A 20,615-nucleotide genomic window follows, 5' to 3' on the forward strand; every position below is an offset into this window, starting at 1 on the left:
TCCGCGCTGACCAGGGCTTTGAGGGAGTCTGTGCAGGTCAAACGGCTGTTGACAGCCAGCGGCAGCGGGCCGGTAGGTTCGGCGGAGTCCACCACCGGACGCCCGACCGGGGAGCAGTTCGCGCACTCGTCGCAGCGCCGCTGGGTCAGGGACGGTGTGCCGCACCGGGGCACCGTCACTGGGAGCCAGGCTCAGCGCCCGCGCCGACGAGGGAACGTTCCGGCCGGTCGGGAGGTGTGACCCGGGTGGGGCCCGGACGCTCAGTAGACAACGGCTTTCGGTCGACCCGCAGCCAGCGGGTCCCAGGTCGGCCCGAAGGGCGCCGGGCCCCCATCCGTAGGGGAGGAGAGTGGCCCCGCAGTGGCCCCGCAGGGGAACAAGTGGCCCGGCGGGGGAACACGGTGGCGAAAGCGTGGATGACGGCCGCCCGAAACGGGCATCCTTACCCCGTTCTTGCGGAATCGACACCACCATACGAACGAGCCGTCGCGTCAGCGCAGGCCGCGGCCACTATGGTGGTCCCCTGCGTACGACATGAAGGGGCAGCAGTGAACGACGGCGACGGGACCCTCGCGGCACAGGCCCAGGGGAGGCGGTTCGGCCCGCTCGGCACGGCCTTGGTGATCATTCCGACGTACAACGAGGCGGAGAACATCAAGTCCATCGTCGGCCGGGTGCGCCAGGCCGTGCCCGAGGCGCACGTGCTGGTGGCCGACGACAACAGCCCCGACGGCACGGGCAAGCTCGCCGACGAACTGGCCGCGGAGGACGACCACGTCCAGGTGCTGCACCGCAAGGGCAAGGAAGGCCTCGGCGCCGCCTACCTCGCGGGCTTCCACTGGGGCATGGACAACGGCTACGGCGTGCTCGTCGAGATGGACGCCGACGGCTCCCACCAGCCGGAGGAGCTGCCCCGCCTGCTGACCGCGCTGAAGGGCGCCGACCTGGTGCTCGGCTCCCGCTGGGTGCCCGGCGGCCGGGTCGTCAACTGGCCCAAGTCCCGTGAGTTCATCTCCCGGGGCGGTTCCCTGTACTCCCGCCTCGCGCTCGATCTCCCGCTCCGGGACATCACCGGCGGCTACCGCGCCTTCCGCCGCGAGACCCTGGAGGGCCTGGGGCTGGACGAGGTCGCCTCGCAGGGCTACTGCTTCCAGGTCGACCTGGCCCGCCGCGCGGTCAAGGCCGGCTACCAGGTCGTCGAGGTGCCCATCACCTTCGTCGAGCGGGAGTTCGGCGACTCCAAGATGAGCCGCGACATCCTCGTCGAGGCGCTGTGGCGGGTCACCTCGTGGGGCGTCACCGAGCGGGTGGGCAAGATGACCGGCAAGGGCAAGTCCTCCTGAGGCCGGCGGGGCGAGCCCTCCCGGCGGACTCCGGCGAACCTCACAGTTGCGGTTGATCATCCCCTTATGCCGCACTGAGCCGGGCCCAGGCACACTGGGAGCATGACGACTGGCGCGCAGACCCCTCCGTACACGACCCGGCCCCGGCGCTCCCGGCTCAGCAGATACCTGCCGCTGGGTCTCGCGGTGTGGCTGGTGCTGGAGATCTGGCTGCTGACGGTGGTCGCGGGCGCGGCAGGCGGCATGACCGTCTTCCTGCTGCTGGTGGCGGGCTTCGTCGCCGGGGCCGTGGTCATCAAGCGCGCCGGCCGGCGCGCCTTCCAGAGCCTCAACGAGGCGATCCAGCGCGGCGGCTCCCCGGAGCGCGGCGGTGGCAACGGCCTGATGATGCTGGGCGGCCTGCTCCTCATGATCCCCGGCCTGGTCTCCGACGCCCTCGGCCTGCTGCTCCTGCTGCCCCCGGTCCAGAAGGCGGTCTCCCGCCTCGCCGAACGCACCCTCGACCGCAGGCTCCGCGCCGCCGCTCCCGGCACCCTGGGCAACGCCTTCCAGCAGGCCCGCATGCACCGCCCGGACGGAAAGGTGGTCCAGGGCGAGGTGATCCGGACCGACGGCCCCGAGGCGGGGGACGAGCCGACGGGGGAGCGGCCGCCGCTGACGCGCTGACGATCCCCGCGCACGCCACGACCGAGGGCGCCGTACGTTCACAGAACGTACGGCGCCCTCGGTTGTTGTGTCGGCTTCCGTTACACGGAACTATGCGGAACTATGCGGACTTGCGGCTGTCCCTGGGATGAATCGCGATGTTCATCGCCCCGGAACGCAGAACCGCCAGACGCTCCTCAAGGACCTCTTCGAGTTCCTCACGGGTGCGCCGCTCCATCAGCATGTCCCAGTGGGTACGCGCGGGCTTGGCCTTCTTCTCTTCAGGGCCGTCGCCGTCCACGAGGAGTGCCTGGGCCCCGCAGACCTTGCACTCCCACTCCGGCGGGATCTCCGCCTCGACCGAGAAGGGCATCTCGAAGCGGTGCCCCTTCTCGCATGCGTACTCCACGGCCTGGCGCGGGGCCAGGTCGATACCGCGGTCCGTCTCGTAGCTGGTCACCACGAGGCGCGTACCGCGAAGAGCTCGCTCACTCATGAATCGTGCCTCCCGGGCTTGTCGCCCACAGGACAGGTGTCGCTGTCGTCGTCATCCGGTCAACGTCCGGTCGGCGGTAAAGATTCCCGTTCCGGGTCATGCGTCGCCGTCGTAGCCGCCCCTTGTTGTACCCACCAGCGCCCGGTTTGTCACATCTGCTAACAGATGTCACCCACCGTTTCGGCATCTTTGACGCGCAGTAACGGTACGCCTGGCAGGCCAAACGCGTACACTACCGCCCTTCCGCGTTGAACGCTAAATCTTCCGGTGGATCTTCCCGCTGGATCTTCTAGACCTTCTGCGGAACCGGGTTGCCGGCCTCGCCGATCGCCTGTCGTACCGGCACCCGCGCGAGCAGCGCGAACCCGATGACGAAGAAGGCCACCAGCGAGATGATCGCCGAGCGGTAGCTTCCGGTCAGCTGGTAGGTGATCCCGAACAACAACGGTCCCAGCCAGCTCATCCCCCGATCGCTCATCTCGTACGCCGCGAAGTACTCGGCTTCTTTTCCGGGCGGTACGAGATGGGAGAACAGCGAGCGGGACAGGGCCTGGCTGCCGCCGAGGACGAGACCGATGCCGCCGGCGAGGACGAAGAACCACACCGGTGCCTTCGCCGGCAGGAAGTACCCGGCGGCCAGTGTCACCGTCCAGGCCACCAGCGATCCGAGGATCGTGCGCTTCGCCCCGTACGTCCTGGCCAGCCGCCCCATCGTCAGGGCGCCCGCCACGGCCAGCACCTGAACCAGCAGGACCGCGCCGATGAGCGTCGACTGGCCGAGCCCGAGTTCCTCGGAGCCGTACACGGACGCCTGGGAGATCACGGTCTGGATGCCGTCGTTGTAGATGAGGTACGCCAGCAGGAAGGAGAGCGTCAGCGGATGGCGGCGCATGTCCCGGGCGGTCGCCGCCAGCTGGCGCAGCCCCGGCGCCGTCGCCCCGGCCTCCCGGCCGCCCCGGTCGCGCAGCCGCCGCAGCGGTACGAGGGTGAAGGCGCCCCACCACAGGCCCGCCCCGGCCAGGCAGATGCGGACGGCCGCCGTCTCGGAGAGGCCGAAGGAGTCGTGCGCGGAGTAGAGGACCAGGTTGACGATCAGCACCAGCGAGCCGGACGCGTAACCGAAGGCCCAGCCCCGGGAGGAGATGGTGTCGCGTTCCTCGGGAGGGGCGATCTGGGGGAGGTAGGAGTTGTAGAGCATCAGGGCGACGGACTGGGCCGCGTTCGCGACGATCAGCAGCAGCCCGCCGAGCAGATAGCGGTCGCCGTCCAGGAAGAACATGCCCGTCGTCGCCACGGCCCCGGTGTACGCGGCCACGCCGAGCAGCTGCTTCTTGCGGCCGGTACGGTCGGCGGCGCTGCCCACCAGGGGCATGACCACGACCGCGAGGATCACCGACAGGGAGACCGAGTAGGCGAAGAAGGAGCCCGCCCGGACCGGGATCCCTAGCGGATGCACATAGCCGTCGGCGTCCGCCGCGTGGTCGGCGACCGAGGTGAGGTACGGGCCGAGGAAGACGGTCAGGACGCTCGTCGAGTAGACCGAGCACGCCCAGTCGTAGAAGTACCAGCCGCGCTGTTCGCGCCGCAGCTCGGTGACCTCGTCCGAGGCCCCCGCCCGCACGGTTTCGGTGCCCACCCGTGCCCTCGCCTTTCCCGCCGCAGTACCGCCCGCGCGCCTCAGAACCAGACGCCGCGCTTCTGCATGACCTCACGCAACGTGTCGATGTGATCGGTCATGATGCCATCGACTCCCAGGTCCAGGAGCCGGTGCATCCGATCGGGTTCGTTGATGGTCCAGACGTGCACGTGCAGCCCGCGCGCGTGGGCGGCGCGCACGAAGCGCCGGTCCACCACCGGGACCCCCGACTGGGACTCGGGCACCTGCGCCGCGACCGCCGACCGCCGCACCGCCGCGGGCAGTCCCCAGGAGCGCAGCCGCAGCCCGACCACACCGCGGGTGCCGAACGAGGTGGCGAGCCGCGGCCCGGCCAGCCGCTGCGCCCGCAGCACCCGCGCCTCCGAGAACGACCCGACGCACACCCGGTCGTAGGAGTCCGTCTTCTCGATCAGGTCGAGGAGCGGCCGCAGGGCCGGCTCCGCCTTGGCGTCCACGTTCCAGCGGACGTCCGGGAACTCCTCGAGCAGCTCCTCGAAGAGGGGGAGCGGCTCACGGCCGGCCACGCGCGCCTGCCGTACGGCCTCCCACGGCAGGTCGGAGATCCGGCCGGCGCCGTCGGTGACCCGGTCCAGGGTGTCGTCGTGGAAGGCGACGAGCCTGCCGTCCGCCGTGGCGTGCACATCGGTCTCGATGTACCGGTAGCCGAGGTCGACCGCACGCCGGAACTGCGCCACGGTGTTCTCCAGGCCGTCCGCGGCTCCGCCTCGATGGGCGAAGGGGATGGGGCCGGGGTGGTCCAGGTACGGGTGGCGTATCAACGTGCTCACCTGCGCAGTATGGCGCGCCCGGGTGACCTCGTGGCAACGACGGTGCTGCGGCCGGATGCCGCCGGGACGGCGAACACCTTCAGGAAGAGCTGTGCGAGCGGGCCGATGGACACGGCGTAGAGCAGGGTGCCGACGCCGACGGTCCCGCCGAGCGCGAACCCGGAGACGACCACCGCGACCTCGATCGCCGTACGGATGAGCCGGATCGAACGGCCGCTGCGCCGGTGCAGCCCCGTCATCAGACCGTCCCGGGGGCCCGGCCCGAAGCTCGCCGCGATGTACAGACCGGTCGCCGCCCCGTTGAGCACGATGCCGGCCGCCATCAGCGGAATCCGCGCCGCGAACGCGTGCACCTCGGGGACGACGGCGAGCGCGGCGTTCATGGCGAGGCCGATGACGAAGACGTTGGAGACCGTGCCGAGGCCCGGCCGCTGGCGCAGCGGGATCCACAGGAGCAGCACGGCCGCCCCCACGATGATCGACACCGTGCCGATGCTGATCCCGGTGTGCCCGGCGAGCCCTTGGTGCAGTACACCCCAGGGCTCGAGGCCGAGGCCCGCCTCGACGAGAAGCGCGGAACTCACGCCGTACAGCGTGAGCCCCGCATACAGCTGGACCAACCGTCGCCCGAGACGGCCTTGCGTGGACAAGGGAGACCCCCCTGGTGGTAAAGGTGGACTGGCTCATGTCACTCTGTGGCTTGGCAGGGAAAGCCATCCATGGCCAATTCGGGGAAGGTGGACTGATTCACATGGCGCAGTGGACCTCGGCGGTGGGGGCCGCACAGCTCGCCCGGCTGCTCAACTCGCAGCAGGACCGCCCGGCCGGCCCCGGCACCCGGCGTCCGCCCGCCTACCGCGCGCTCGCCGACGGCATCCGGCTGCTGGTCCTGGAGGGCCGCGTCCCGGTCGCCGCCCGGCTGCCCGCCGAACGCGAACTGGCCCTCGCCCTGTCCGTCAGCCGTACGACGGTGGCGGCCGCCTACGAGGCACTGCGCGCGGAGGGCTTCCTGGAGTCCCGCCGGGGCGCGGGCAGCTGGACCGCCGTCCCGGCGGGCAACCCGCTGCCGGCCCGTGGCCTGGAACCCCTGCCCCCCGAGGCGCTCGGCTCGGTGATCGACCTGGGCTGCGCCGCCCTGCCGGCCCCGGAGCCGTGGCTGACCCGCGCGGTCCAGGGCGCTCTGGAGGAACTCCCGCCGTACGCCCACACCCACGGCGACTACCCGGCCGGACTCCCCGTCCTCCGCTCGATGATCGCCGAGCGGTACACGGCGCGCGGGATCCCCACCATGCCCGAGCAGATCATGGTCACGACCGGGGCGATGGGCGCGATCGACGCGATCTGCCACCTCTTCGGCGGCCGTGGCGAGCGCATCGCCGTCGAGTCGCCGTCGTACGCCAACATCCTGCAGCTGATGCGGGAGGCGGGCGCCCGTCTGGTGCCGGTGGCGATGGCCGAGGGGCTGGACGGCTGGGACCTGGACCGCTGGCGCCAGGTCCTGCGGGACGCGGCCCCTCGCATCGCCTACGTGGTCGCCGACTTCCACAACCCCACCGGGGCGCTCGCCGACGACGACCAGCGGCGCCGGCTGGTGGACGCGGCCCGCTCGGCGGGCACGGTGCTGGTCGCCGACGAGACGATGAGCGAGCTGTGGCTGGACGACGACGTGGAGATGCCCCGCCCGGTGTGCGGCTTCGACCCGGCGGGCTCCACCGTCATCACCGTGGGCTCCGCCAGCAAGGCGTTCTGGGCGGGCATGCGCATCGGCTGGGTCCGGGCGGCTCCCGACGTGATCCGCAGCCTGGTCGCCGCGCGGGCCTACGCCGACCTGGGCACGCCGGTGCTGGAGCAGCTGGCGGTGAACTGGCTGTTCAGCACGGGCGGCTGGGCCCAGGCCGTCGACCTGCGCCGGGTCCAGGCCCGCGAGAACCGCGAGGCGCTGGTGACGGCGGTACGGCGGGAGCTCCCGGAGTGGGAGTTCGAGGTGCCGAAGGGCGGGCTGACCCTGTGGGTCCGGGCCGGGGGCCTGTCGGGCTCGCGGCTGGCGGAGGCGGGGGAGCGGGTGGGGGTACGCGTCCCGTCCGGTCCGCGGTTCGGGGTCGACGGGGCCTTCGAGGGCTATGTGCGCCTTCCGTTCACCGTGGGAGGAGCGGTGGCGGACGAGGCGGCGACGCGACTGGCCGCGGCGGCGCGGTTGGTGGAGGCCGGGGTGAGCGGGGGCGGCGCGGAGGCGCCGCGGTCGTTTGTGGCGTAGCGGCGGGGTGGTGCTTTGGCTGCGGGCCGGTGGGGGCTGGTCGCGCAGTTCCCCGCGCCCCTTACGGGGCGCTGCCCAGCCGCGTCCTGCATAGCTGTGGCAGTCGTGCCGCTGGGGCGGCACGGGTGGGCGCGGGCGGCACCTGGCAAGCGCGGTGAGCGTTCCCACCCCCACCTCAGCCCTCAGCGACCGCGGCTTCCATCGGCACCCTCGGCTGCTCCACCGCCGCGCTCCTCGGCGGCAACAAGGCAAGCACCGCCTCCCGGTCCACCTCGCTCGTCGCGTCGTCGTACGGATCCGGCGTCGCCGGCACCTGGAGCCGCAGCACCGGCCCGTGCCCCAGCCGCGCATACCCCCGCCCCGGCGGCACCTGGGCCAACGGAGTCGTGTGCGGCGGCGCCCCCAGTGCCGCCGCCAGTTCGTCCGGCAGCGCCGGTCCCAGCACCACACGCGCGCGCGTGTGCTGGTGTACCGCCTCGCTCAACACGTCCGCGCTGTCGAGCTGTTCGGCGACCACCACGGTGACGTTCGCCGCGCGGCCGTGCCGGAGGGGGACCTGCAGGAGGGCCTGCGGGTCCTGGTGGCCGTCCGCCGAGGCCAGATGGACGAAGGCGCTCGGGCGGTCGAGGAGGATCCACAGGGGCCGCCGGCAGTCGTCCGGCGGCGGATGCCCCGCCTGGCGCGCGCGGTTGAACGCGATCAGCCGCCGTTCCGTCTCGTTCGCGGCCCACTCCAGGCTGGCCAGCGCCCCGGCGAGCCCGCACTCCACGGCGAGGACCCCGTCCCGGCCGTTGAGGCACAGGTACTCGCCGGTGCCGCCGCCCTCGACGACGAGGACGTCGCCGTACTGGAGCGCCTGCAGGGCGATGGAGCGCAGCAGGGTCGAGGTGCCGCTGCCGGGGCGGCCCATGACCAGCAGGTGCGGCTCGGTGGAGCGGGCGCCGGTGCGCCACACGACCGGCGGTACGTCACGCTGCTCGTCGCCGTACGCGAGCGGGAGCGTGCGCTGGACCTCGCTGGGATCGGTGAACCCGAGGACCGTCTCGCCCGGCGCGGTGACGAACCGCTGGGCGGCGATGTCGGTGGGCAGCGGGGCGAGGACGGTCATCGTGAGCCGGTTGCCCTCCTCGTCCCACGCGAAGTGGTATTCGCGGCCCCGCCCGGACTTCGCGGTGAGCAGGTTCTCGATCCGCGCGCGAAGCTCGGGCTCGCCGTCCGGGAAGTACGCGGGGTAGCGCAGCAGGAGCTGGCCGAGGCGGCCCGCGTCGTCGAACTCGTGGGCGAGGAAGGCCTTCTCCCACTCCCCGCCGTGTGCGTACAGCGGCGCCGGGTCCTCGGCGGCCGAGAAGTACGGCACCAGGGCCTCGTACAGGGACTGGAGCCGCTGGGTCTGCGACTCGTCGGGGCCCTCCGGCGGGGGCGGGGCGTGGTCACGGCCGTGCCAGGCGCTCGCCGCCATCAGGGTGATGACGGCGAGCAGGGGTCCGTACGGCACCAGCGCCACGACCAGGACGACCGAGGCCACCAGGAACAGGAATGGCCCACGTTTGTCCTTCGGTGTCTCCGCCCACCTGCGCCGTCCGGCCGAGGCAAGCCGGCGCAGCCCGCGCGAGACGGTGATGAGCGGATGGAGTACGTCGGTGGCGCTGTCGGCGGCCGTCCGGGCCAGCTCCCGGCTCCGGGCGAGCTGCGCGCCGCCGTTGCTCAGAATGCGGGGGAGAGGGCGCCGGGCCACTGCTGTCTCCTCACGGTGCGTACGGGCGGGAGGGTCGTCAGAACTTGATTCCGCCGAGCAGGCTCGCCAGGCTCTCGCCGCCTGCCTTGATGCTCGGCGCGATCGCCGTACTCGCGAGGTAGAAGCCGAAGAGCGCCGAGACCGTGGCGTGCGACGGCTTCAGGCCGTCCTTGCGGAAGAAGAGGAAGACGATGATGCCGAGCACGATGACGCCTGAGATGGAGAGGATCATTTGAGGTCTCCTGGTGTCGAAGGGGGACAGTCACCATGAGTTCTTCCAGGATCACAGCAGGTATCCATACGATTAAAGGTGCAATTGGGTGAAATTCTCAGAATTTCACCCAATTGGTGGATCATTCCTGACCTGGGCTGACCGGGTTGGTCGCCTTCCGGTGCGGGAATGTGATCGTTCGGGGGGACTGGGGTGATCTTTACCTCGGGCAGATCCGGTCATGTTCACCCTGGGCCAGTACGCTGGCGATTCACTCGTACGGCCCCACGGCCCGTCCGTTGCCGTACGCTCCCTCAGGTCCGGGAAAGTCCCCGCAGCACACAGGAGAGGCGGTCCGGCCGATGAGCGAAGCCCCCGGCCCCGAGGTCGTGGAGCTGGCGACCAAGATCTTCGATCTGGCCCGGCAGGGGCGGACCGAAGCGCTCGTGGCGTACCTCGACGCGGGCGTTCCGGCCAACCTCACCAACGACCGCGGGGACTCCCTCGTGATGCTCGCCGCCTATCACGGGCACGCCGACGCGGTGCGCGAGCTGCTCGCCCGGGGCGCCGAGGCGGACCGGGTCAACGACCGAGGTCAGACCCCCCTCGCCGGGGCGGTCTTCAAGGGCGAGACGGAAGTGGTCAAGGTGCTGGTGGATGCCGGCGCGGATCCGGCGGCGGGCACTCCGTCGGCCGTCGACACCGCTCGGATGTTCGGCAAGACGGAGGTTCTGGAACTGTTCGGTACCTCCTGACCCATCTGTTCCGACCAGCTAAAACACACAAAACGGGGGAGGCGGTACAGGGCCGCCGAAATTTCGGTCGCGGCAGGTCGAAGTGCCGAGTCATCATGACGTCGTGATTCACGGACGCGATGGCTGGGCAGGTGTTGCCGCACCGCGCGGGCCGTGATGCGGCCCGCATGGGCCACTGACGAGAGGCAGAGAGAAATGGTCTACAGCAAGCAAGAGACGGCGGGCGCTCCGACGTTGTGTCACGCGGCCAGGTAGTGCGTGTTCTCCGGTTGCGTCGACGCTTGATGTGAGGCTGTTTCCCATGTTCGATCCGGTCATAGCGCCCAGCGGTACGCTGCTCGGCCTGCTTCAGCGGGGCCGTGGCGACGGCACGCTGCACGCGCTCACCGCCCCGCGCGCCGAAGCGCTCGCGGCGCTGAACCACTGTGTGCTCCGCGATCCCCGCCACGACTGGCAGGTGGAGAACCGCTCCCTGTACTACGCCCGGCTCTACGTCGACCTGCACGGCGAGCTGGACGCCGTCGAAGCGCACCTCTTCGACCCCGAGGACGTCCTCGACACCGAGGAGTCCCGCACCGGCCTCGCGCTGGCCGTGCTCGGGCACCTCGCCTCCTACGGCAGGCGGGACGCGCTCGAACTGCTGCGCAGGTACGCCGCGACCGGCTCCAACTGGGCCTGGGCCCTGGACGAGCTGGCGCTGCGCGACGACGACGCGGGACTGCGCGCCCTCGCCGCCCCGGTGCTCGCGCGCTTCACCACGGACGCCGAGGGCGAGGCCGAGCTGGCCGCCGCCGTTCGGGACGCCTTCGAGCCACGGCCCTGGCGGCTGTGGGCCGAGGATCCCCGCGAATCGATCGGCACGCGGGTGCGTGCCGCGCAGGAAACCGGCTGTTTCGACCGCTGGCAGCGACAGATGCGACCTACCGGGCCCCGTCCGGGGTGGAGCGTGCGGGCCGTCTTCGAATGGGCCCAGCAGGGCGTCGAGCGCGGCGCGTCCCTCCATGTGCCGGCCGCCCGCTGCCTGGTCGCCGTCGCCGGACCCGAGGACCGGCCGGAGATCCTCCAGGCCGCCAAGGACGGCACCGACGGAGCCCGCTGCACCGCCCTGCGCTACCTCGCCGACAGCAACGACCCCGACGCGCTGAACCTCGTCGAGGCCGCGGTCATCGACGGCACGGCGACCGTCGTGGAGGCCGCCGTCGACGCCTTCGAACGCATGCGCAGTATCGCCGCCGTCGAACGCGCCCGGGGCTGGGCCCGCCGCCCCGACCCCCTCGGCGCCGCGGCCGGCCGGATGCTGGCCTGCCGGGGCGGCACCAAGGACAGCGAACTGGTCCTCGCCGCGCTACGGGAAGCCGTACGCGGGGAAGGCCCCGACGCGCCGACGCTGTGGACCCTCGTCGACGGGACCGGACGCCTAGGCATCGTCTGCGCCGCGCCCGTCCTGCGCCACGTCTACCGTGAGACCGCCTCGTCCCACCTCCGCGGCCGCGCCGCCCGCGCCCTGGCCGCCACCGATCCCTCCTTCGCCACCGGCTTCGCCGTCGAATGCCTGTGGGACTGCGAGGAGACCACCCGCGAACTCGCCGCCCGGCACGCCGAGACCGGTGACGCCCGGGTCGTCGAACAGCTCCGCCGGCTCGCCGCCGATCCCGCCGAGGAGGCGGAGGTGCAGACGGCCGTACGAAGCCGCATCGGACCGGACACGGCTGCCATGTGACATATCACTGCAACGGACAACTGCTTCACCTCCGAAACCACGGGAACCACGGGGGATCCCGTACACGTTCCATACGCGGACGACTGCCCGTCAGGTGAACAACCGGTGACCGCCGGGGCAGCCGGGTATGGACGCCGGCTGGCCCGCTCGGGTGTGCAGGCCAACGCTCATGGGACGTTTAACAATCGGAAAGATCCACTTTGACGCGGCCACGTCCAGCGCGGCGACAACACCGGTATGCGTGTCGTCATCGTGACCGAATCCTTTCCCCCCGATGTGAACGGCGTGGCCCACTGCGCGCTCCAGACCGCCCGACACCTCGTCGATCGCGGTCACGCTCCCCTCGTCGTCGCACCGGCTCCCGCCCCCGGAAACAGGCTCGCCGCGGCCGCCGCGCCCTGCCCTGTCGTCCATGTCCCCTCCCTTCCGCTCCCGGGCTATCCCCAGGTCCGCGTGGCTCTCCCCAGCCGCAAGCTCGCCACCGCGTTGATCGACCACCGCCCCGACGTGGTGCACCTGGCCAGCCCCTTCATCCTCGGCGTCCGCGGCATGGCCGCCGCCGCCCGGCTCGGCATCCCGGCCGTCGCCGTCTACCAGACCGACCTGGCCGGATACGCACGGACCTACGTGGGCGCCGGCGAGGCGGCCGCCTGGCGGCGGATCCGGTCCGTGCACGGCGCCGCCGACCGCACCCTCGCCCCGTCCACCGCCTCGATCAGCGACCTGGAGGCACACGGGGTGCCCCGGATCCAGCTGTGGCAGCGCGGCGTGGACACCGTCCGCTTCCGCCCCGAGTTCCGCGACGAGGCGCTGCGCCGCGAGATCGCCCCGAACGGCGAGGTCATCGTCGGCTACGTCGGCCGCCTCGCCCCCGAGAAGCAGGTCGAACTCCTCGCCGGAGTCTGCGGCCTGGAGGGCGTGAAGGTCGTGATCGTGGGCGACGGGCCCGCTCAGGCCCACCTCACCGAGGCGCTGCCCGGCGCGGTCTTCCTCGGCCGCCGCACCGGCGACGACCTCGCGCGAATCTTCGCCTCGTTCGACGTCTTCGCGCACACCGGCCCCTTCGAGACGTTCTGCCAGACCGTCCAGGAGGCCATGGCCAGCGGCGTCCCGGTCGTCGCGCCCGCCGCCGGCGGCCCGATCGACCTGGTCGACCACGGCCGCACCGGGTTCCTGGTCCCGCCGCGCGACGCCGGTGCCGTACGGGAGGCCGTGGCCTCGCTCGTCGCCGACGCCGGGATGCGGGCCGCGTTCGGCCACGCCGCGCGGACCACGGTCGAGGGCCGCACCTGGGCCGCCGTCGGCGACCAGCTGATCGGCCACTACGAGGACGTGCTCGCTGCGCGCCGGCCGGTGGTGGCGGCATGAGCGGCACCTCGCCGGGGCCCCTGCGCATCGTCCGGCTGGCCAACTTCGTCGCCCCCGCCTCGGGCGGTCTGCGCACCGCCCTGCGCGAGCTCGGCAAGGGCTTCGTGGCGGCCGGGCACGAATCGGTCCTGATCGTGCCGGGCGAGCGCTACTCGGACCGGTACGAGGAGCAGGGCCGGGTCATCACGCTGCCCGGCCCGCTGCTGCCCGGCACCGGCGGCTACCGCGTCCTCGTCGACAAGAAGCGGGTGCAGAGCCTCCTGGAGCACCTCGCCCCGGACCGCCTGGAGGTGTCCGACCGGACCACCCTGCGCTGGACCGGCCGCTGGGCCCGGCGCGCCCGGATACCCGCGGTGATGGTCTCCCACGAGACCGCCGACGGCGTCCTGCGCACCTGGGGCATGTCCGAGAACATGTCCCGGCGCACCGCCGACGCGCTCAACATCCGTACGGCGCACACGTACGCGCGCGTGGTGTGCACCACCGAGTTCGCCGAGCGCGAGTTCATCCGCATCGGCGCGCGCAACGTCGTACGCGCTCCCCTGGGCGTCGACCTGACGGGCCGCCACCCCTCGTTGCGCGACCCCGACCTGCGGGCCCGGTACGCGCGCGAGGACGAGGCACTGCTCGTCATGTGCTCGCGGCTCTCCGTGGAGAAGCGGCCCGGCACCGCCATCGACGCCGTGGAGGCACTGGTACGGCGCGGCCGCCGGGTGATCCTGGTGGTGGCGGGAGACGGGCCGCTGCGCGAGCGTCTGGAGCAGCGGGTGCGGGAGCGCAGGCTGCCGGTGACCTTCCTGGGGCATGTCTCCGACCGGGACAGCCTGGGCGCGCTGCAGGCGTCCGCCGACGTCGCCCTGGCGCCGGGGCCCGCGGAGACGTTCGGGCTGGCCGCCCTGGAGGCCATGGCCTGCGGGACGCCCGTGGTCGCCAGCGCCTCCTCGGCGCTGCCCGAGGTGATCGGGTCCGCCGGCGCCACCGCGGCGGACCGCGGCGAGGCGTTCGCCGACGCGGTGGAGATGCTCCTGGAGCGGCCCTGCGACGAGCGCCGGGAAACGGCACGCGCGCGTGCCGAGTGCTTCGGCTGGGGGACGGCCGTGGAGGCGTTCCTCGCCGCGCACGACGCGCCGGTACTGTCCCGTCGCGACGAGAACGGAACGACGGCACCGGTCCGTCGTGTCGTGCCGGAGGGCGTGGCATGAGAGCGGTTCGTTTCGTGGCGCTCGGGGACTCGCTGACCGAGGGCGTGGGCGATCCCGCCGGCGACGGGTGGCGCGGCTGGGCCGCGCTGCTGGCCGGCGGACTGGCCGCGAAGGAGGTGGAGTTCACCAACCTCGCGGTCAGCGGGGCGCAGACCCGGGACGTGCTGGAACGCCAGACCTCGGCCGCCCTGGAACTGCGTCCCGACATCGTCGCCGTCGTCATAGGCGTCAACGACACCCTGCGCTGCACCTTCGACATCCACGCGGTGGCCGAACGGCTCGACAAGGTCTACGCGGACCTGACCGCGCAGGGCGCGACCCTGCTCACGGCGTGTCTGCCCGACCCCGGTTCGATGTGGGGGCTGCCGGGCGCCCTGGCCCGCCCGCTGGCCCGCCGGGGGCGTGCGGTCAACATGGTGGTGCACGCCCTGTCCGAGCGGTACGGGGCCGTCCATCTGCACGCGGCGGAGGGCGCCTGGCTCACCGACCGCGAGATGTGGAGCGCGGACCGGCTGCACCCGGGCGAGCGCGGGCACCGGCAGCTCGCCGTCCGCTTCCACGCCCTGCTCGCCCCGCTGGGCATGGCGACGGGGACGGCGCCGTCCCCCGAGCCCGAGTTCCCGCCGCCGACGAAGAAGGCGAGTGTCTTCTGGCTGGCCACGGCCGGCACCGCCTGGGTGATCAGGCGCTGCCGCGACCTGCTGCCCCAGCTGCTGCGGCTGGCCGTCGACGAGATGCGGCACCGCCGCAGGGGCACCAGCGCCCGCCTGGACCTGAGCGCGTCGGCCGCCGTCTCCGCCGCGCTGGCCGCCCTCCAGTCGCCGGAGCGGCCCGCCGATGCCGCGTGACGGGACGTTACGGGGCGTAGCGGGGCATGACGAGGTCGCTGTGGTGGTTCGGCTGCGGCGAGCGGCGGTTCAGCGACGGCGTACGGCCACGAAGCGGACCGGGATGCCTGGTACCGCCTGGGCCGCCGCCGGGAGGTCGGCGGCGCGGACCACCGCGATCACCGGATAGCCGCCGGTGGTCGGATGGTCGGCCAGGAACACCACCGGACGGCCGTCCGGCGGGACCTGCACGGCGCCGAGGACCATGCCCTCGCTGGGGATCTCACCGGGACGGGCCCGCTCCAGGGCGGGCCCTTCCGTGCGCAGCCCGATACGGTTGCTCGCCGACGACACGCGGTACGCGCGCGAGGTGAACGCCCGGACGGCCGCGGGCGTGAACCAGCCGTCCCGCGGGCCGAGCGTCACCCGCAGCACGAGCTCCGCAGGCGGGGACGGCTGCGGAACGACGTCCACGCGTGCCTGCGGGCCCACCGGTGTGCCCAGCGGCAGCACATCGCCGTCCGCCAGCGGAGCGGGACCGAGCCCGGAGAACAGATCCGTGGCCCGGCTGCCCAGCACCGGCTCCACGGCGATCCCACCGGAGAGGGCCACATAGCTTCGTACGCCGGACCGGGCCGCTCCCACCTCCAGCAGTTCCCCCGCCGGAACCACGACGGGCGCGCCCCAGGCCGCCGGACGCCCGCCCACCGAGACGGGGCACGGCGCACCGCCGACCGCCACCGCGACGGTCGAACGCGGCCGCACGGCGCACCCGTTGAGCGTCGCCTCCAGAACGGCCGCGTCCGGCGCGTTGCCGACCAGCCGGTTCACGAGCGCCGCGGCGGGCACGTCCAGTGCCCCGGAGCGGGGCACCCCCAGATGCGCGTACCCGGGTCGCCCCCGGTCCTGCACGGTGGTCAGCGCACCGGCCCGTACGACGACGAGCGCGCGGTCGGTCATGCCTCCTCCACCGGCACGAACCGCACACGTGTGCCCGGCGCCAGCAGAGCGGCCGGTACGCGCGTGTGGTCCCACAGCACTGCCTCCGTCGTCCCGATGAGCTGCCAGCCGCCCGGCGACGACCGCGGGTACACGCCCGTGTAAGGGCCGGCCAGCGCCACCGTGCCCGCGGGCACCGCGGTACGCGGGGTGGCCCGGCGCGGCACGTCGTAGCGGTCCGGGAGCCCGGTGAGGTAGCCGAAACCGGGCGCGAAGCCGCAGAAGGCGACCGTGAACTCGGTCTCCGCGTGGATGCGGGCCACCTCCCGCTCGGGCACCCGCCAGTGGGCGGCGACCTCGGCGAGGTCCGGGCCGTCGTAGCGCACGGGCAACTCGACGGCCGCACGCGCGCGTGGGGGAGTGGGCGGGACCGCGGTGGCGGCCGGTTCGGCGGCCCGGCGGGTCAGTTCGGCGGCCCGCCGGGCCTGGTCGTCGAGGCCGTCGAGCAGGACGGTGCGGGCGGCGGGCACGATCTCCCGGACCGTCAGCGAGCCCTCCGCGCGACGGCGCAGCAACTCGTCGTGCAGGGCCTGAGCCTCCGCGCCGGAGCCGACCTCGACCAGGAGGGCGTCGTCACCGACCAGGTGGACCGTCATGGGCGAGGCCGACTGCGGGCTCGTGCTCACGTTCGTGTTCACGCCCGTGTTCACGCTCCCGCTCATGCCGCTCGCCCTCGTGTCGCTCCCCCTCGTGCCGCTCGCCCTCATGCGAAGGCCGCCACGGTCACGCCTGCCGCGGCGAGCCGCGCCCGCACCCTGCGCGCCAGCTCCACGGCGCCCGGGGTGTCGCCGTGCAGACAGAGCGAGCGGGCGCGCACGGCGATGCGCGCGCCGGAGTGCGAGGTGACCGCGCCGGAGCGCGCCAGTTCCACCGAACGCTCCACGACCGCGTCCGGGTCGCTCACCACCGCGCCCTCCTGCCCGCGCGGGACCAGCGTCCCTTCGTCGGTGTACGCGCGGTCCGCGAACGCCTCGGTGACGGCCGGCAGCCCCGCCTGCTCCGCGAGTGCCAGTACCCGGGAACCCGGCAGCCCCAGGACGGGCAGCGAGGCGTCCGCGAGGAGCACGCCGTCGACCACCGCGGCGGCCTGCTCCTCGTCGTGCACGACCCGGTTGTAGAGCGCGCCGTGCGGCTTCACGTACGCCACCCGCGCGCCGGCTGCACGGGCGAAGACCTCGAGGGCACCGATCTGGTAGGCCACCTCGGCCGCCAGCTCGGCGGGCGGCACGTCCATCGCGCGCCGCCCGAACCCCGCCAGGTCCCGGTAGGACACCTGGGCGCCGATCGTCACCCCGCGCCCGGCCGCCAGCTCGCACACCCGCCGCATGGTGGCCGCGTCCCCCGCATGGAAGCCGCAGGCCACATTGGCGCTGGTCACGACGGACAGCAGCTGCTCGTCGTCGGTGAGCCGCCAGCGGCCGAAGCCCTCGCCGAGGTCGGCGTTCAGGTCGATCGAGGTCATGGATGCGCTGTCTCTCCTGTCAGGCCACGCGGTACTGCTCGTCGCGGGCGTCGGTGATGAACATCTGGCCCGGTGCGTGCGTGATGGCGAACGGCGGCCGGGAGGCCACCACCGCCGCCTGCGGGGTCACCCCGCACGCCCAGAACACCGGGATGTCGTCCGGCTCGGTGTCCACCGGGTCGCCGAAGTCGGGCCGGCCGAGGTCGGCGATGCCGAGCGCCGAGGGATCGCCGCAGTGCACGGGGCCGCCGTGCACCGCCGGGAGCAGACTGCTCTCCCGGATCGCGGCCGACAGATGCTGCGGCGGCACCGGGCGCATGGACACCACCATCGGTCCCCGCAGCCGTCCCGCCGGACGGCAGAGCCGGCTGGTCACGTACATGGGCACGTTCCGGCCCTGCTCGACATGGCGTATCGGCACCCCGGCGCCGGCCAGCGCCCACTCGAACGTGAAGCTGCACCCGAGCAGGAACGACACCAGGTCGTCGCGCCAGTACGCGCGCACGTCCGTCGGCTCGTCGACCAGCTCCCCGTCCCGCCACACCCGGTAGCGCGGCAGATCGGTACGCAGGTCCGCGCCCTCCGCGAGTTCGGTGCCGGTCGCGCCGGCGTCGGTGACGTCGAGCACCGGACAGGGCTTCGGGTTGCGCTGGCAGAACAGCATCATGTCGTATGCCCAGTCGGCGGGCACCGAGATCAGGTTGGCCTGCGTGTGACCGGCCGCGACCCCGGCCGTGGGGCCCGTGAGGCCCTCCCGGAAGCGGGCCCGGGCACTTCTCGGGCGCCACGCGTGCGCGTGCTCGTCGACGAGCACGACGGGGCGGTCCGCCGTGGCCGGGAGGTCTGCGGTGACCGGGAGGTCCTCCGCGGTCGGGAGGTCCTCCGTGGTCGGGAGGTCTTCCGTGGCCAGGGTGAGTACGTTCTCTTCCGTACGGTTCACGCCAGTTCCTTCCCGCGCGTCTCCGGCAGTCCGAACAGGGCCAGGGCCGCGAGCGCGTAACCGGCCGCGCCGAAGACCAGCGCGCCGCCGACGCCCCAGCTGTCGGCCAGGAAGCCCACCAGGGTCGGGAAGACCGCGCCCACCGCGCGGCCCGTGTTGTACGTGAAGCCCTGCCCGGTGCCGCGCACCGCCGTCGGGTACAGCTCGCTCAGGTACGAACCGAAGCCGCTGAAGATCGCCGACATGCAGAAGCCGAGCGGGAAACCGAGCACCAGGAGCAGGGTGTTGGCGCCGCCCGGGATGTTCGCGTACGCCAGCACGCAGGCCGCCGACAGCACGGCGAACAGCCAGATGTTGCGGCGCCGGCCCAGCCGGTCGGTGAGGTAGCCGCCGGTGAGGTAGCCGAGGAACGCCCCCGAGATCAGGAAGGTCAGATAGCCGCCGGTGCCGACCACCGACAGACCGCGCTCGGTCTTCAGGTACGTCGGGATCCAGGTGGCCAGCGTGTAGTAGCCGCCCTGGACGCCCGTGGACAGCAGGCCCGCGAAGACCGTGGTCCGCAGCAGGCCGGGCGCGTCGGCCGTGCCCGGGCGGAAGATCGCGGCGAACGAGCCGCGCCGCGGGCTCTGTTCGCGCACCGCGACCGCCTGCGGGGCGTCGTGCACCCGGCGCCGCACCCACACCACGAGGAGCGCGGGCAGCGCGCCGGTCCAGAACATCACCCGCCAGGCCAGGTCGTCGCCGACGAACGAGAAGACCAGCGTGTACACGATCGCGGCGAGAGCCCAGCCGACGGCCCAGGAACTCTGGATCGCGCCCAGCGTGCGGCCGCGGTGCCGGGCACTCGCGTACTCGGCGACCAGGATCGCGCCGACCGCCCACTCGCCGCCGAAACCGAGGCCCTGGAGGGCGCGGAACACCAGCAGCGTCTCGTAGTTGGGCGCGAAGCCGCAGGCCACCGTGAAGACCGCGTAGGTGACCACCGTGATCATCAGGGCGCGGACCCGGCCGACCCGGTCCGCGAACACGCCCGCCGCGGCGCCGCCCACCGCGGAGACCACCAGGGTGACGGTGGTGAACAGGCCGGTCTGGCCGCTGTCCAGACCGAAGTACGCCGCGAGCGCGACCATGCTCAGCGGCAGGGTGAAGTAGTCGTACGAATCCAGGGCATATCCGCCGAAAGCACCGGCGAACGCACGTCGGCCGCGCGGGCCGAGGGCGCGCAACCAGCCGAACGCGCCGTCCTCGGCGGTGCGTTCACCCCTGCCGGGATGCGTGCCGGAGGTCAGGGCCTGCGGTGGAGGAGTCGTGCTCATGGGCACCTCGCAGAAGAGGGACGGAGGGTGCGGGACTGAGCGGTGCGGGGCCGTGCCGAGCGTCTTGCCGAGGGTCTTGCCAAGGGGCGTACAAGGTGAGCGTGATGAGCACCGTAGGGGATCGTTCAACGATCCTTCAATACCCACGTTGTTTCGTTCCTGTGTCTGCGGTTGAATTCCGGGCATGGCAGAGCAGCTGACGGGACTGGCCGACGACCGCGCCCTCCTCGGGCGGACGAGCACCGCCGAACGGGTCTCCGACATCCTCAGGAGCCGCATCGCGGACGGTTACTTCCCGCCAGGGACCCGCCTGTCCGAGGACGGCATCGGCGGCGCGCTCGGCGTCTCCCGCAACACCCTGCGCGAGGCGTTCCGGCTGCTCACCCACGAACGCCTGCTGGTCCACGAACTCAACCGGGGCGTCTTCGTCCGGGTCCTGACCGTCGAGGACGTCGAGGACATCTACCGCACCCGCGCCCTCGTCGAGTGCGCCGTCGTACGCGGCCTCGGCGAGCCGCCGTACGCCCTGGAGAGCCTGTCGGCGGCGGTCACCGAGGGGCAGTCGGCGGCCGCCGCGGATGACTGGAAAGCGGTGGGTACGGCCAATATCCACTTCCACCGGGAACTCGTCGCCCTGGCCGGCAGCGAACGCACCGGCGAACTGATGCGCAGCGTCTTCGCGGAACTCCGCCTCGCCTTCCACGTGGTCGACGACCCCCACGCCCTGCACGAGCCGTACCTCGCCCGCAACCGGGAGATCCTGGAGTCGCTGGAACGCGGCGACCGGCGCGGCGCCGAGCGCCTGCTGGAGACCTACCTCACGGACTCCCTGGACCGGGTGGTGGAGGTCTACCGCCGCCGGGTGGACAGCGCTCCGTGAAGCGCCCCGTTCTGCAG

At 72.6% G+C, this 20,615-nt stretch carries 21 protein-coding genes; 9 read left to right on the top strand and 12 right to left on the bottom strand.

Features of this window, described 5'->3' with window-relative positions; all coding sequences use genetic code 11:
• The first annotated feature begins 548 nt into the window (after positions 1–548).
• Both ACFWPQ_RS11435 and fxsA read left to right on the top strand, forming a co-directional pair.
• Positions 549–1,343, top strand: a complete 795-nt coding sequence (locus tag ACFWPQ_RS11435) for a polyprenol monophosphomannose synthase (protein ID WP_384032264.1) — start codon at positions 549–551, stop codon at positions 1,341–1,343.
• Between the two features lie 102 nt (positions 1,344–1,445).
• Positions 1,446–2,009, top strand: a complete 564-nt coding sequence (fxsA, locus tag ACFWPQ_RS11440; protein WP_384032266.1) for an FxsA family membrane protein — start codon at positions 1,446–1,448, stop codon at positions 2,007–2,009.
• Positions 2,010–2,109: 100 nt separating this feature from the next.
• On the opposite strand, the gene ACFWPQ_RS11445 is transcribed toward fxsA, so the two are convergent.
• The 4 genes from ACFWPQ_RS11445 to ACFWPQ_RS11460 all read right to left on the bottom strand — a co-directional run bounded on the left by ACFWPQ_RS11445 (position 2,110) and on the right by ACFWPQ_RS11460 (position 5,579).
• Positions 2,110–2,484 carry an RNA polymerase-binding protein RbpA gene (locus tag ACFWPQ_RS11445; RefSeq protein ID WP_010046329.1) on the bottom strand — a complete coding sequence of 125 codons (375 nt, stop codon included), beginning with the start codon at positions 2,482–2,484 and terminating at the stop codon, positions 2,110–2,112.
• 289 nt (positions 2,485–2,773) lie between these two features.
• Entirely contained in the window at positions 2,774–4,120 is a 1,347-nt protein-coding gene (locus ACFWPQ_RS11450) for an MFS transporter (RefSeq protein WP_384032267.1), read from the bottom strand.
• 41 nt (positions 4,121–4,161) lie between these two features.
• A complete protein-coding gene (locus ACFWPQ_RS11455) occupies positions 4,162–4,929 on the bottom strand; it encodes a glycerophosphodiester phosphodiesterase (protein ID WP_384032268.1) in 768 nt (255 codons plus the stop codon).
• On the bottom strand, positions 4,926–5,579 hold the full coding sequence (locus tag ACFWPQ_RS11460; RefSeq protein WP_384032270.1) for a YitT family protein: 654 nt from the start codon (positions 5,577–5,579) through the stop codon (positions 4,926–4,928). Before ACFWPQ_RS11460 ends, ACFWPQ_RS11455 begins: the two co-directional genes overlap by 4 nt.
• Positions 5,580–5,680: 101 nt before the next feature.
• On the opposite strand from ACFWPQ_RS11460, the gene ACFWPQ_RS11465 reads away from it, so the two are divergent.
• Positions 5,681–7,183, top strand: a complete 1,503-nt coding sequence (locus tag ACFWPQ_RS11465) for a PLP-dependent aminotransferase family protein (RefSeq protein ID WP_384032272.1) — start codon at positions 5,681–5,683, stop codon at positions 7,181–7,183.
• Positions 7,184–7,358: 175 nt separating this feature from the next.
• On the opposite strand, the gene ACFWPQ_RS11470 is transcribed toward ACFWPQ_RS11465, so the two are convergent.
• A complete protein-coding gene (locus ACFWPQ_RS11470; RefSeq protein ID WP_384032274.1) occupies positions 7,359–8,918 on the bottom strand; it encodes a hypothetical protein in 1,560 nt (519 codons plus the stop codon).
• A 37-nt stretch (positions 8,919–8,955) separates the two neighbouring features.
• Positions 8,956–9,150, bottom strand: a complete 195-nt coding sequence (locus ACFWPQ_RS11475) for a hypothetical protein (protein WP_046731976.1) — start codon at positions 9,148–9,150, stop codon at positions 8,956–8,958.
• Positions 9,151–9,491: 341 nt separating this feature from the next.
• Here ACFWPQ_RS11475 and ACFWPQ_RS11480 point away from each other — a divergent pair, with 341 nt between their 5' ends.
• Together ACFWPQ_RS11480 and ACFWPQ_RS11485 are read left to right on the top strand one after the other, a co-directional pair.
• Complete coding sequence (locus tag ACFWPQ_RS11480; protein ID WP_384032276.1) at positions 9,492–9,884, top strand: ankyrin repeat domain-containing protein; 393 nt, start codon at positions 9,492–9,494, stop codon at positions 9,882–9,884.
• Between the two features lie 301 nt (positions 9,885–10,185).
• Positions 10,186–11,604 (top strand): HEAT repeat domain-containing protein, encoded by a 1,419-nt coding sequence (locus tag ACFWPQ_RS11485; protein WP_384032277.1) that lies wholly within the window; start codon positions 10,186–10,188, stop codon positions 11,602–11,604.
• A 90-nt stretch (positions 11,605–11,694) separates the two neighbouring features.
• On the opposite strand, the gene ACFWPQ_RS11490 is transcribed toward ACFWPQ_RS11485, so the two are convergent.
• A complete protein-coding gene (locus ACFWPQ_RS11490) occupies positions 11,695–11,940 on the bottom strand; it encodes a hypothetical protein (protein ID WP_361299295.1) in 246 nt (81 codons plus the stop codon).
• On the opposite strand from ACFWPQ_RS11490, the gene ACFWPQ_RS11495 reads away from it, so the two are divergent.
• The 3 genes from ACFWPQ_RS11495 to ACFWPQ_RS11505 are packed head-to-tail and all read left to right on the top strand — an operon-like array spanning position 11,842 to position 15,022.
• Positions 11,842–12,972 carry a glycosyltransferase family 1 protein gene (locus ACFWPQ_RS11495; RefSeq protein ID WP_361299195.1) on the top strand — a complete coding sequence of 377 codons (1,131 nt, stop codon included), beginning with the start codon at positions 11,842–11,844 and terminating at the stop codon, positions 12,970–12,972. The genes ACFWPQ_RS11490 and ACFWPQ_RS11495 overlap by 99 nt on opposite strands.
• Positions 12,969–14,174, top strand: coding sequence for a glycosyltransferase (locus ACFWPQ_RS11500; protein WP_384032280.1), 1,206 nt, complete (start codon positions 12,969–12,971; stop codon positions 14,172–14,174). Before ACFWPQ_RS11495 ends, ACFWPQ_RS11500 begins: the two co-directional genes overlap by 4 nt.
• Positions 14,171–15,022, top strand: coding sequence for an SGNH/GDSL hydrolase family protein (locus tag ACFWPQ_RS11505; protein WP_384032282.1), 852 nt, complete (start codon positions 14,171–14,173; stop codon positions 15,020–15,022). Before ACFWPQ_RS11500 ends, ACFWPQ_RS11505 begins: the two co-directional genes overlap by 4 nt.
• Positions 15,023–15,091: 69 nt before the next feature.
• On the opposite strand, the gene ACFWPQ_RS11510 is transcribed toward ACFWPQ_RS11505, so the two are convergent.
• The 5 genes from ACFWPQ_RS11510 to ACFWPQ_RS11530 form a co-directional block, all read right to left on the bottom strand.
• Positions 15,092–15,961 carry a biotin-dependent carboxyltransferase family protein gene (locus tag ACFWPQ_RS11510; protein WP_384032283.1) on the bottom strand — a complete coding sequence of 290 codons (870 nt, stop codon included), beginning with the start codon at positions 15,959–15,961 and terminating at the stop codon, positions 15,092–15,094.
• Complete coding sequence (pxpB, locus tag ACFWPQ_RS11515; RefSeq protein ID WP_384032336.1) at positions 15,958–16,596, bottom strand: 5-oxoprolinase subunit PxpB; 639 nt, start codon at positions 16,594–16,596, stop codon at positions 15,958–15,960. The genes ACFWPQ_RS11510 and pxpB overlap by 4 nt, the downstream gene beginning before the upstream one ends.
• A gap of 107 nt (positions 16,597–16,703) precedes the next feature.
• Complete coding sequence (locus ACFWPQ_RS11520; RefSeq protein WP_384032285.1) at positions 16,704–17,462, bottom strand: LamB/YcsF family protein; 759 nt, start codon at positions 17,460–17,462, stop codon at positions 16,704–16,706.
• Between the two features lie 19 nt (positions 17,463–17,481).
• Complete coding sequence (locus tag ACFWPQ_RS11525) at positions 17,482–18,276, bottom strand: putative hydro-lyase (protein WP_384032338.1); 795 nt, start codon at positions 18,274–18,276, stop codon at positions 17,482–17,484.
• A gap of 122 nt (positions 18,277–18,398) precedes the next feature.
• Entirely contained in the window at positions 18,399–19,718 is a 1,320-nt protein-coding gene (locus ACFWPQ_RS11530) for an MFS transporter (RefSeq protein WP_384032287.1), read from the bottom strand.
• A 184-nt stretch (positions 19,719–19,902) separates the two neighbouring features.
• Between ACFWPQ_RS11530 and ACFWPQ_RS11535 the strand changes: the two genes are divergently transcribed.
• The gene (locus ACFWPQ_RS11535; protein ID WP_384032289.1) at positions 19,903–20,598 is read left to right on the top strand and encodes a GntR family transcriptional regulator; all 696 of its coding nucleotides are present in this window, start codon (positions 19,903–19,905) and stop codon (positions 20,596–20,598) included.
• The last annotated feature ends 17 nt before the right edge of the window (positions 20,599–20,615 follow it).

It is taken from the genome of Streptomyces sp. NPDC058464, assembly GCF_042721035.1.
In the GTDB taxonomy this organism is placed as follows: domain Bacteria; phylum Actinomycetota; class Actinomycetes; order Streptomycetales; family Streptomycetaceae; genus Streptomyces.